This is a genomic window from Acinetobacter tibetensis (assembly GCF_023824315.1).
Lineage (GTDB): Bacteria > Pseudomonadota > Gammaproteobacteria > Pseudomonadales > Moraxellaceae > Acinetobacter > Acinetobacter tibetensis.
Map to the genome: position 1 here is coordinate 2412563 of NZ_CP098732.1, position 13030 is coordinate 2425592.

The 13030-nt window shown below is 39.0% G+C and carries 10 protein-coding genes; 4 read left to right on the forward strand and 6 right to left on the reverse strand.

Annotated features, from left to right (window positions below; all coding sequences use genetic code 11):
- Positions 1-276: 276 nt before the first annotated feature.
- From M5E07_RS11735 to M5E07_RS11745, 3 genes are all read right to left on the reverse strand, one after another.
- Positions 277-1632 carry a DcaP family trimeric outer membrane transporter gene (locus M5E07_RS11735; protein ID WP_252219432.1) on the reverse strand — a complete coding sequence of 452 codons (1356 nt, stop codon included), beginning with the start codon at positions 1630-1632 and terminating at the stop codon, positions 277-279.
- Positions 1633-2416: 784 nt separating this feature from the next.
- Positions 2417-3328 carry a KPN_02809 family neutral zinc metallopeptidase gene (gene ypfJ, locus M5E07_RS11740; RefSeq protein WP_252219435.1) on the reverse strand — a complete coding sequence of 304 codons (912 nt, stop codon included), beginning with the start codon at positions 3326-3328 and terminating at the stop codon, positions 2417-2419.
- A 39-nt stretch (positions 3329-3367) separates the two neighbouring features.
- On the reverse strand, positions 3368-4294 hold the full coding sequence (locus M5E07_RS11745) for a DUF808 domain-containing protein (RefSeq protein ID WP_252219438.1): 927 nt from the start codon (positions 4292-4294) through the stop codon (positions 3368-3370).
- Positions 4295-4493: 199 nt separating this feature from the next.
- Here M5E07_RS11745 and trpS point away from each other — a divergent pair, with 199 nt between their 5' ends.
- From trpS to M5E07_RS11765, 4 genes are all read left to right on the forward strand, one after another.
- Complete coding sequence (trpS, locus tag M5E07_RS11750; protein WP_116759788.1) at positions 4494-5507, forward strand: tryptophan--tRNA ligase; 1014 nt, start codon at positions 4494-4496, stop codon at positions 5505-5507.
- A 380-nt stretch (positions 5508-5887) separates the two neighbouring features.
- Positions 5888-6529 (forward strand): YqiJ family protein, encoded by a 642-nt coding sequence (locus M5E07_RS11755; protein ID WP_116759790.1) that lies wholly within the window; start codon positions 5888-5890, stop codon positions 6527-6529.
- Positions 6530-6553: 24 nt separating this feature from the next.
- Positions 6554-8263 (forward strand): flotillin family protein, encoded by a 1710-nt coding sequence (locus M5E07_RS11760; protein ID WP_116759792.1) that lies wholly within the window; start codon positions 6554-6556, stop codon positions 8261-8263.
- Between the two features lie 118 nt (positions 8264-8381).
- Positions 8382-9203 carry a VOC family protein gene (locus M5E07_RS11765; RefSeq protein WP_252219441.1) on the forward strand — a complete coding sequence of 274 codons (822 nt, stop codon included), beginning with the start codon at positions 8382-8384 and terminating at the stop codon, positions 9201-9203.
- A 23-nt stretch (positions 9204-9226) separates the two neighbouring features.
- Here M5E07_RS11765 and M5E07_RS11770 read toward each other — a convergent pair whose 3' ends face one another.
- From M5E07_RS11770 to tynA, 3 genes are all read right to left on the reverse strand, one after another.
- Positions 9227-9589, reverse strand: coding sequence for a hypothetical protein (locus M5E07_RS11770; protein WP_252219444.1), 363 nt, complete (start codon positions 9587-9589; stop codon positions 9227-9229).
- Positions 9590-9840: 251 nt separating this feature from the next.
- Positions 9841-10602, reverse strand: coding sequence for a TorF family putative porin (locus M5E07_RS11775; RefSeq protein ID WP_252219447.1), 762 nt, complete (start codon positions 10600-10602; stop codon positions 9841-9843).
- Between the two features lie 70 nt (positions 10603-10672).
- Positions 10673-12973 carry a primary-amine oxidase gene (gene tynA / locus M5E07_RS11780; protein WP_252219449.1) on the reverse strand — a complete coding sequence of 767 codons (2301 nt, stop codon included), beginning with the start codon at positions 12971-12973 and terminating at the stop codon, positions 10673-10675.
- Between the last annotated feature and the right edge of the window lie 57 nt (positions 12974-13030).

Consider the following 13030-nt stretch of genomic DNA (forward strand, 5'->3'; position numbering starts at 1 on the left):
CATGTTCATCTAGATCCATTTATATCGGGTGAACAAATAGACCTATACGATAATATCAATTTCTCAATTGATCACTGCTGAAATGAAAGCGCAACATTATGCTGAATTTTTACCAAAAACCTTATTATTATTTTTTAACTCTGTTTTAAGTGTTTCTAATTTAATCTACTTTTTGTTCATCCATCCTCTTTTTGTAACTTTTAATTTCAGCCAAATAATTGTTTAAATAAATAAAAAAAGAGGCTTATGCCTCTTTTTTTTATTTGAACTGAATATTTAGAAATTATACAGTGCAACCACGTTTACACGATTTTCTTCACCTGTTTTACTGGTTAAAGGCGTTGTTGCATTGGGTGCAGAGAAGGTTTCACGTTCACCATAGGTGTATTCAAGACCTAAACTCACTGGTTTAATTGGGCTATAAAATACATTCGCCCAAGTTTGCCATAAGTCTTTATTCAAAGCGCTTGGGCTTTTAGATGCATTGATATAATCCAAATCTGTATCATGCTTCATATAACCATAACCCAATGTACCACGCCACTTCGGATTAAACTGCTGAGTAATACCAACCGTAATTGAGTCAAATTCACTTTGTTGAATATTTTTATTGGCATCAATTGCATAGCCTGGGTTTGACCACGATACAAAGCTATTATCCCCTTTGACATGGTAGTAATCTGCTTTTAAGGTCGTACTTGGTGTGACATTGTATTTTGTTCCTAAGCCTACGCCCCAAGCCACTTTTTCATCATCAGAAGTTTGCTTATCTACCACCATGGTACGGGCTGAAACAATACCAGCATTGTTGGCAAATTTATGATTCAAACGAGCAGTTAGAGCAGGAATACGCATTTGGTTATCTGGATCTGAACCCAAGGTCCAAGCCGTTCCAGAGACTGAATCTGAACTATATTTAGAATCTTCCAATGCAAAGATTAAGTTAGTTTCTGGCGTAAAAGTACTGGTATAACGTACTTGTGGAGTGCGCTTAACTGCACCACCGACATAACCTAAAGCATCAATCGTTTCTGGCATATAATCAGGTACAGCAAAGTTTGACCATGTTTGACCAATGAGCCAGTTGGCATAAGTTAAGTATGCATGACGAATACGTAAAGTATCATTGCTGCCCAAAAAGTCGACTTCAACTTTACCAGCAACATCACCCACCTGAGTTGGCGTCTTAAAATCAAAACCTAAGCGTGTTGCAGCTAAAGTAGATTTGAAAAGATCACTATTTCCTGGCGCTCCGTCTAAAGCAGCTTTATTGATTTGGTTATATGGATGCGCTCTGCTTGGACCACCATCAATCTGATAAGTCGCATCTGCACGGACATTACCGTAGAAATTAACTTCTGCACCACCGACCGTAATGCCTAAACCTTTTTTCTCTGCTACTGGTTTTGCTGGCGGAGTTTGTGTAGCAGCCTGAACCTGATAATTCTGCTGCTGCGTGTTCATTTGCTTTTGCTGCTGTGCATATTGCTCTAACATGCCTCGCAACTCTTGAACCTCTTTACGTAATTGTTCAACTTCCGTATTGGTATCTGCCTGTACAGTTCCTGCTGCAACCACACCCATCGCTAATACTAACGTTTTTAAACGCACAGACATCTTTTGAGTCGTCATCCTAAATTCCCTATCCATCACCAGTGCAAATTATTGTTTGTTCATTCCACTGAACATTTCTTGAGCCAAAATGTGACAGATAAGTCTTATATCGACTATATATGCTTTAGTCGAAGGCTATTTTTTGTTTTTTATACAAATTACCATTCCGTTTGCAATGAAATTGAGACTAAGTCTTTGTCTTTTCAGTATAAGTATCGAATTATTATTCATAAATAATGAATTATGATTCATTATTTTAATAAGCTAAGTTTAACCAATATGATAATTAACATCAGAAACAATACCTTTAAGGTATTGAAATCAACCTATTAGGTGTGATTTTTTCTTAAATTAATACCTAGAGATTTCTTACTCATCTGTCTCATTATTATATTGTTGTACAATCTTGAACATTCGGCTTATTTACTCAAACCAAACAACGCCGAAAAATCAAAACAGAGATTCAGCTTTTATTTAAAGCACAGACTTTAATTTTTTATATTTACGCTCAATCTTTCCAAATTTCCTCTGTGACTTCATTACCTCATCTTACGCGGCAATGCTAAGAAGTTTTCATTTTAATCAATAACAATTTGGTCAATTGCCGCAGCTTTAAATCAAATATACAGCGCTGTGTGATGACAGCATCTTCATCGAATTATATTCAGGTCCATACGTTTAGATCAGTAATTTCAAGCAAAACTTTGTCAGTAAAATTCATGCTGAATAGGGGCAGACTGTGTATAAAACACACATAGAAAAGGCGTAATTTAAATTACGCCTTTTGCATTCAGCTTAAAAATTAAATCGCTTGATTAAAGGTATCGCAGTCTTTTAAGTTGCCTGATTTAAGACCTGCTTGAAACCATTTCATCCTCTGCACACTCGAACCATGTGTAAAGCTATCAGGAACAACCTGTCCTGTTGATTGCTTCTGTAAGTAATCATCCCCAATTTTGTGCGCAGCATCCATCGCTTCTTCAATATCACCCTGTTGCAAAAACTGAGTGCGCTGTTGGTTATGATAGGCCCAAATACCTGCTAAACAATCGGCTTGTAATTCTTGACGCACAGACAGTTGATTCGCTTCAACTTTCGAAGTCTGCGTGCGTGCTTTATGAACCTGATCGGAAATTCCCAAAAGATTCTGCACATGGTGTCCAACCTCATGTGCAACTACATAGGCTTGAGCAAAGTCGCCCGCTTGATCTTGGCGAGTCAGTTCTGTTTGGTTTTGTTCACCACCAATGCCCATTTGCTGACGCATATCTTTAAAGAAAGTGGTATCAATATAAACTTTCTGATCGACTGGGCAATAAAATGGCCCCATAGCCGCTTGCGCTGCACCACAACCTGAATTCACAGCTCCAGTAAACATCACCAGTTTTGGTGCGGTATACTGCTGATTCAATTGCTGCTGAAACACCACATTCCACGTGTCTTCAGTATCTGCCAACACTGTTCCAATAAAATCCATGGCTTCTTGCTGCTCTGGGGTTGGATTATCCAAACCTTTGGTTTCCGCACCAATCGAAGCTTGCTGTGTTACTTGCTGAGTAGCTTGATATGCCTGCTGTGGATCTACTCCAAAAAATTTCCATGCGACAAATGCAACCACCAAGCCTAGAATACTGAAGCCACCCATTTTGCGACCTGTACCACCGCCACGACGGTCTTCTATATTGCTACTGACACGACGACCTTTCCAACGCATAGCCTTATTCCTTATTTTTATGAAGTAGACCTTTTAAGCTTAAGCCTGTTTTGAATTCGGCCAAATCTTTTTAAACACAGTTAGTACAAGAATCACTGCCAAACCCGCGGCAATACCAATCATCAAATTAATTAAAGTTGGCGTTAATGCACCAACAATACTGCCAAAATTAGGAATTAACTCTAAGTGATCAACTGTATCTTCGGTAAAATGATGGATAAGCGGTACTGCATGGTTAATAATCCCACCACCCACCAAGAACATTGCAATTGTGCCAACTACGGTTAATGTTTTCATGAGCTTAGGTGCAAAAGCCAATAAAAAGCGTCCCACTTTCTGTTTCGTATTCGAGCCTTGTTGAGTTAAGTACAGCCCAATATCATCAATTTTGACAATCAATCCGACAAATCCGTATACACCGATGGTCATTGCAATCGCAATAATGCTGAGTACAGTCAGTTTACTCATAAACGTCGCTGTAGCTACTGTACCTAAAGAAATCACCACAATCTCTGCAGACAGAATAAAGTCAGTGCGAACGGCACCTTTAATTTTCTCTTTCTCATAGGTCACTAGGTCAGTTTCAATGGTGTGAAGCTCTTCTTCTGCTTCCTTCTCATTGCTCGCCTTACGATGTTGCAAACTGTGTAAAACTTTTTCTACGCCTTCATAACATAAGAATAAACCGCCAATCATCAATAAAGGATTAATCAGCCACGGCGCCACTACACTGATCAATAGTGCCAGTGGCACCAAAATCAATTTATTCACAAAAGAACCCTTGGCGACACTCCAGACTACAGGCAATTCGCGTTCTGCACGTAAACCGCTGACCTGTTGTGCATTGAGTGCCAAGTCATCCCCCAAAACACCCGCTGTTTTCTTGGCAGCCACTTTACTCATGACAGCAACGTCATCTAATACAGTCGCAATATCATCTAATAATATTAATAAGCTACTTGCCATTATATTTATCCTAAGAAGTTTGCTCTATTTTAATGGGATATGCAGAAAAAAACTGTATTTACCTGATGATTTATGTTCGGATTTAATTTTTTTCTACTTCTATTTTTTTCTGACTGACATTAAAAAAAATTATGCCGTACAATGTAGCCCATTAATTGACTGCAGATGTAGTAAAAAACACTACTTTTTGGAAAAGAAAATGAGTAATCAAGATAATCGTCCAGTCATTTTGACTGGCGACCGTCCTACAGGGCAACTTCACTTAGGTCATTTTGTTGGTTCGTTACGTTCACGTGTGGGTCTACAAGATTCACATCATCAACATCTTTTATTGGCTGATGCGCAAGCATTGACTGACAATGCCGACAATTTTGAAAAAGTACGTCGTAATATTATTGAAGTTGCTACCGATTACTTAGCAGTTGGTATTGACCCAACCAAAACCACCATCTGTGTTCAATCTTGCTTACCTGCATTAAATGAACTTACGATGTTGTATCTCAACTTCGTGACCGTTTCACGTTTAGAGCGTAATCCAACCATTAAATCTGAAATTCAGATGCGTGGTTTTGAACGTGATATTCCAGCAGGCTTCCTATGCTATCCAGTCGCTCAAGCTGCTGACATTACCGCATTTAAAGCCACTGTTGTTCCTGTTGGTGAAGACCAAATTCCAATGATTGAACAAACCAATGAAATTGTTCGTCGTATTAACCGTCAAATCGGTCAAGACCTATTACCAGAATGTAAAGCACTGCTTTCTAATATGAGTCGTTTACCAGGCTTTGATGGTAAAGCAAAAATGTCAAAATCATTAGGCAACACCATTGTGCTTGATGCAAGCGATAAAGACATTAAAAAAGCCGTAAATGCAATGTATACCGATCCGAACCACCTGCGTATTGAAGATCCGGGTCAAGTCGAAGGGAATATCGTATTTACTTATTTAGATGCTTTTGATCCGAATAAAGAAGAAGTCGAAGAGTTGAAAGCACACTATCGTCGTGGTGGTTTAGGCGATGGTACGGTGAAAAAACGCTTGGAAGGTGTCTTGAAAGAATTAATCGGACCAATTCGTGAACGTCGTATCGAGCTTGCCAAAGATCCAGATTATATTATGGACATTTTAAAGGCTGGCACAGATAAATGCCGCGATATTACCCAACAAACATTAGATGAAGTCAAATCCGGTTTAGGTGTATTTCACTTCTAAACATGTTTGAGCAACATCACAAATTAAAGGTCTTTTATAAGACCTTTAATTTTTTAGAATAAAAAAACATCGCCCCAATCACAAGACTCTCCAATTATTAACGTGATTTAACATGAAGTAACGTGATTGCTCATGACCTTGAGACTCATTACGATTAACATTATCCCATGATTTAGGAAATCCTAAATTGATAACATTTCTCCTTAACCGAACTGTGCAAACAGATTCGTTGTTCTACGCAATGATCACCCCAATCGTTGCGTATTTTTTTGTCTCAAAGTTTTTTAGACTTATTCTCATTTCGGTGCTATCTTAGACAATAAAGAACAAATTTGTATTTTATTTGTTATAAATAACATTAAAAAAAAGAGAATTCGATCATGTGGGAACTTGTGACGCACCCGTCAAATCTCATTTTTAGCATTTCTATATGCCTACTCTTTCTCTTTGCCTTTTTTGAGCTGACTTTATTGTTATTGGGCGGTGGCACTCAAGGTATTCTCGACCAACTTTTACCCGCTGATCTCACTTCACCTGAAGTCGATATAGATACTGAAGCCAGTTGGTTGTTACAAGTTTTAGACTGGTTATATTTGGGGCGTGTGCCTTTATTAATCTGGGTTATTATCTTTCTTACCATTTTTGGGCTGTTTGGACTGCTATTACAAACAGTTGCTCACTTATTTACAGAAACCTATTGGAGTGCTTGGCTCTTAGCACCTGCCAGCTTCTTCTTGTGTATGCCATTGGTCCGTTTCACCGCGAAAGTTGTTTCAAGAGTTTTACCGCAAGACGAAACTACTGCAATATTTAGTGAAGAATTGGTCGGTCGTACTGCCGTAATTGTGATTGGTATTGCTAAACCCCATTCCCCTGCTCAAGCCAAAGTCAAAGATCAATTTGGACAAATTCATTATGTTTTGGTTGAACCAGAACAAGAAGATGCTTTTAAACAAGGTCAGCAAGTGATTCTGACCCAAAAAACAAAAATTGGCTTTCAAGCCATACGTTCTGAAACTTAATAACACTTAAATTTTGAGTATACGATGCTAAATTCAAATCTTATCAATCTGTTAGTAATTGCAGGCATTATTTTTGTCGCAATTATTGCTATTGGCTTTATAGTCGCCCGCTTATATCAACGTTCAAGCAAAGAAATTTCATTTGTCCGTACAGGATTTGGTGGCGAGAAGGTCATCTTGAATGGTGGTGCCATTGTTCTTCCTGTATTGCACGAAATTATTCCAGTTAACATGAATACCCTTCGACTTGAAGTGGTTCGTGCAGAAGAACAAGCGCTCATTACACGTGATCGTATGCGTGTAGATGTAATGGCAGAGTTTTATGTGCGGGTAAAACCGACTGCTGAATCGATTGCAACAGCCGCTCAGACTTTAGGTCGAAAAACCATGTCTCCCAATGAACTGAAGAATTTGGTGGAAGGCAAATTTGTTGACTCTTTGCGTGCGGTCGCTGCTGAAATGGCAATGGAAGAACTACATGAAAAACGTGTGGACTTCGTGCAAAAAGTTCAACAAGTCGTATCAGAAGATTTATTCAAGAATGGTCTAGAACTTGAAACCGTGTCTTTAACTGGTTTAGATCAGACCAGTTTTAAATACTTTAATCCGCAAAATGCGTTCGATGCAGAAGGTTTAACCAAACTTACAGAAACCATTGAAGACCGCCGTAAAAAACGTAATGTGATTGAACAAGATGCAGATCTTGCAATTAAAACTAAAAACTTAGAAGCCGAGCAAGCACGTTTACAAATTTTACGTGAAGAAGAATATGCCAAATTACAACAAGAACGCGAAATTTCAGTCCGTCGAGCAGAACAGCTTGCTGAAATTGCAGCACAAGAAGCAGCTAAAAAACGTGAGGCAGAAGAAGCACAAATTGCTGCTGAACGTGAAGTTGAATTAAAGCGTATCGCTTCTGCCCGTGATGTAGAAAATGAAAATATTTTAAAAGCCCAACTCATTCAAAAAGCCCAAGTCGAGCAAAAGAAAACCATTGAATTGGCAGAGCAAGATCGTGCAATTGCGATTGCTGAAAAGTCCCGCGCAGAATCAGAAGCCAAAGCTCAAGCAGATCAAGCCCGTGCTCAGGCAGTTAAAGCAGAAGAAGAAGTGCTTACTGTCCGTGAAACGCAACGTGCTGAACGTGAAAAAGCGGTTGAATTGGTTGCAGCAAAACAAGCTGCTGAAAAAGATGCCATTGCAATTACGGTCGCTGCCGAAGCTGGTAAAAAAGCCGCTGTGGACGAAGCAGAAGCAATTCGAATTGCTGCGGAAGCGGAAGCTGAAAAAGCCCGCCTACACGCCAAAGGTGAAGCAGATGCTAAAGTTCTACTGGCACAAGCCATGGAAAAACAATATCAAGTAGATGCTGAAGGAACTCGCGCTGTACACGAGGCGAATAACACCTTGTCATCTGAGCAAGTTGAAATGCAAATTCGACTGGCTTTACTTAAATATCTGCCTGAAATTATTCGTGAAAGCGTTAAACCAATGGAAGGTATTGATGATATTAAAATTTTGCAGGTGAATGGTTTGGGAAGTGTTGCACATCCTCATGGTCATGAATCGACGCCTGAACATTCAACTGCTTCACTGTCCGACCAAGTTGTGAATAGTGCTTTACGCTATCGTTCGCAAGCTCCATTAATCGATAGCCTAATGAGCGAACTTGGACTGCATGGTGGTGATATCAATGGTTTAACCCAACAACTCAAACCGCAAAGCAAAGTATAAATTCTAGTATTAAGTTAAGCGCAACTTCTGTTGCGCTTTTTTCATCAAAATATTACATATTGCCACTTCGTACTCAGTTAAAATTCAACCCTATAGGACCTAAACACAAGGAGCATGCATGCATCTTACGATCTATCCTGCTTTGTGGTTTGACAATCAAGCGTTAGAAGCATTTGAATTCTATTGCTCAGTTTTTCCAAACAGCATGATCCTTGAACATAATCCGACTGTCGTAAAAGCATCTTTGTCCAATCAATGCTTTATTGGGATTAATGGTGGTCCCTATTTCTTACCTAATCCAGCCATTTCTTTTACTGTCATTTGCAATAGCCGCCAAGAAATTACGACATTGTGGCAAAAACTTATTCTCGGTGGTGCAAGTCTTATTGATCTCGGGCATTATTCTTGGAATGCTTATTATGGTTGGGTTCAAGATCAGTTTGGCTATACTTGGCAATTACAACTAGGTAACTACGGTAAAACACAACAACACATTCTGCCCCATTTATTATTTTGCGGTATCCATCAAAACCAGTGTTCGCAAGCCTTGCAATACTATCAAAAAATTTTTCCAGAATTTCAACGTCATCAGCGGCTTCGCTACTCTTCAGGAGACTTGAAAGGAAAAATCCAAAACAGTATTTTTAGCTTGAACCATCTTAAATTTATAGCAAAAGATAGTCCTGATCTGCATATTTTTGATTTTAATGAATCTGTTTCTTTTGTAATTCCCTGTAAAACACAGCAAGAAATTGATTATTACTGGAATTATTTTACTGAACACGGTTCGGAAAGTTGGTGTGGTTGGTGCAAAGATGTATTTGGTATTAGTTGGCAAGTGATCCCCGATAACCTTGCACAAATCTTAGCGACTCATCCCCAAGCCTATTCAGCACTTACACGTATGAAAAAGATTATTCTGCAAGACCTACTTAGGTAAAACCTGAAAAATATTATGGCATTTTAGAATAAACGGAGCCAAAAGAATCGGATTAACTGTCCTCGATCATGGGGGAAATTTGACAGATATTCATAACCGAGTTTATTTCGCTTATTCAGTTTAATTTCAATTCCATAGCCAAATGATATTTTTAAGGCATCCAAATCTGAACTATTGAACTGACCTGTACCAAGTTTGTTCGTAAAATTATCAGAATTATAAGCGGTGTAATTAAACACCCGAATATATTCATTTTCATAAAAGTCATTATTCGCTACGCTATAATCATTTTCTTCTTCATTATGCTGCTCTGCAAGATGCTGATAATAATTGAAAATTTCATCACCAATAAACTCATCCATTTGTACATCTGCATTTTCAGCCATAGCAACATTCATCAATAGAAAAATCAGAATGAGTACCCGAAAAAAGAACAAATGAAGCAGTCTTAACATTTGCAATACTGTGTCTTGAAAATATAATTTTATGCATAAATATAGCATAGTTAAACAGCATCACATACAACACCTGATTAAACTACACCCCTGATTTTGCAGCGAATAAAATTTATTTTTCAAAAGGAAAAGGCTTCATCATCTTGAAGCCTTTTATCACTTTAAAATAATTATTTGCTAGATTAGAACAGTTTGGTCAAAGAGAATACGACACTTCCTTTCATAATATTGGCATCACTATCGATATTATTGTCAATCCATACCAACTCTGAATTTAACCCCAAAACTTCTGCACCCAAACCAATTTTATAATCGAAATAATCGTCTTGCTGACCATCGCCACCAAATGCTTTAGCAAACTGTTCATTATCTTCCAGTTTGGTATAGCCCAAGCTCGAAACAAGTTTAATATTTTTATACACTGGGAACTTATAACTTGTATTTAAGTAAATTTCTTTACCTGATTTAAATGCAAATTCTGGTGAATAAAACACTCCCGCTGTGAAATAGTCACCACCCGTTATCAAATCACTATGGTTGTAGTTCACACCAAATTCACTAAAATCGGTGTGAAATTCTTTAATCGTGCCAGGATAATTCACATCGGCATAGTTAATATCTAGAAATGATTTTTCTGTGATGGGTAAAATATACCCCACAAAAAAGTCAGCTTCGACATTCCCACCTGCCCCAACATCCGCATTCGATGCCCATAAACTTAGATAGGCGCCTGATTTATGCGAAAAGTTTAAAGCCCCTTGAACGGCTGGATCACGATTTGACATCGAAACACCACGGAAGCGATAATCCGTCAACATTGCCATAGAGCCTGCAACTGTAATTGCAGGTGTAGATTCAGATGTCGTTGTTTCCTCTGCAAATACTGAAACTGATGACATTAAAAGTGATACAGTCAACCACTGTTGAGCACATGATTTAAACATAGATTCCCCCAAATCTTAAGATTTGCCACATCAAGGTTTTGATATGGCATGTTTTATTGCTATCGCAGCATTAATGTGAATGTGTCGTCGTATCTTTTGGTGTGTTTAGATTCAAAGTTGGGGTTTCATCGAAGAAGTTCCACGGTTTAAGCAGTACATTCACCCATTCCGTTGGCATGATTGGCCATTCTTCTGCACGAGCAACGTGCGTTGTACCTGTGGTTAACCACACGACCAAGTCTTTGTTGTCAATGTTGTCGTTGTTTTTAACAAATTGCCCCAAACCTGTATCTTTGTCAGAACGGTTTGGATATGCACCCTCAGGATATAATTCTGTCGGGTTATATTTGGTGACCCAAATTTGCTTGTCCATGAAGTTTAAACGCTTGAATAACCATTCATCTGGACTAAAGTTTGCACCTTTGGCAATTGGGTGTGTACCACCAGCAAATGGTATGAGTTGATAAGAAACTGGATTGCCAACTTTGTTCTCTTTCGAATAATTACTGATTAAACGAATGGTCGATGGATTAAATTTCTCTGCTGCTTCTTGCTCATTACTCACGACATGCTTTTCGATTTCCATCGTGCTCTTACGAATGCCTTTTTTATTGACATTCACAACAGGGTTCATGTGGGTCAGTGTGTTGTTCTCACCATCTACATCTAAATCTAGACGGAAGTTATAAATATGCTGATGGGTTGTTCCCACAATATTATGATCAATCAAAGTACCGTAACGGGTGTCTTCTTTGGCTGTTGCATCATGCATCGTTGATGCTTTTACCCCTTTAACCGCTTCAATACCTGTAGCACCCGCATTAATACCCATGGTGCCATTGTCTGAGAAGACCCAGTCAAACATGTAATCATAGTTACCGACTGTGCTAATCCAACGAACCACAAGCTCACGACGCTCAGCACTTACATTGGTTTGCCCCATTTCCTGATGTTTAAACTCGGGTCCTGCATAACGTTCAAATACAGCAATTGCGTTTGGAATCGTCATTGGTTTACCTTCGTAATCGGCAATCACCGCATCCAATAACACCGCATTTTCAGGTACATCTTTACCCCGCTCAATGGAGGAGGTTAATGTTCCCATTCCATATTCACCAGAGTCGAGATAAGACTTGAAGTACCAACCCATATCTGGGTCACCATAAGGAACTACCATGCCGCCAAGATTGCCTTGGTACATGACCTTACGCTTTACACCTTTATCTTTAAAAGTGACTGTGCCAACTTGTAAACCTACACGTGAATCCAGCCCGACATGGAAGCACCAGTTACCCCAGTGGATATACTGCCCCGTGATGCTATAGTTTTTCCCCTCGGGTTCTACAATATTTAAAGGCTTACGTGTTTCTGCCTTTTTATCACGACCATCATAAGGACGTGGTGTCATAGGTACAGGCACTAAACTGCCCTCTTCAATTTTGACAATTTTCTTTTTGTCTAAATCGACGACAGCAACTAAATTCTCGATAGGATGTGCCCAGTAGTTGCCATCACCTACATCAAGATAGCTGACAATTTTCAGTAGGCTAAGTTCTTTATTTAAACCATCTTCACCACCAAAGTATCCTACTGTCAGTGGTGTACCAACAACTTTAGTGACATCTGTAATGCCACGTTTTGCTACCGCAGCTTTATACTCTGGACTTTTCTGAATGACCTCTTGTACCATCATAAAGTCATCCAACAACACCATCCCATGCGTTGCAGGTAAGACCTTCCAAGCTCTTACTTGTTGTGTGTTCAGATCAACCACACCCTCAATAATATTATCGCTTTGTAATAAGCTGAATTCGGCTAAACGTGGGCCTTTATATTCAGTATGATTCAGCACACTGTTCCAAACAGCATTTTTTTCAGGTTCTTGTAAACGAATACGACTGAAACGTAATGCTTTTGGTGCACGTTGATCTGCCTGAATAATTTTAGTCACTGACTGAATTTCTTCTGTCGTTAAGGTATTTAACGGATGCTTTACGGTTTCAACTTGAAAGGTTTGATCAAGTCCAGATTGGAAAATCTCATTCGCCAATGTTTCCGATGCCATGGCTTGACCATCTTTTACAATAATGGGCGCCGAAATTTTTAATGGCTTCCCATTCACCATAATGGTAGTTGAATTAGGTTTTGCTCGGACTAAGGTCGAGTTTTTGCTGATGGTATAGATATTGGCATATTGGTCTTGCTGTACCGTTGCACCTACCGATTGCATGGCTTGTTGTAGGGGTAACATTTTCGCCGCTTCACCATGCGCCATTGCTTGAGTTGCACATGCACCAATTGCCATTACACCAACAACATTTGATATTTGTTTAAGATATTTTTTCAGCATTTGTGAATGTAATGTTTTCATCTCGGATTTCCTTAGCCTTACAAACTGTCTTCTATGCTGAAAAATTACGCTGTTCTC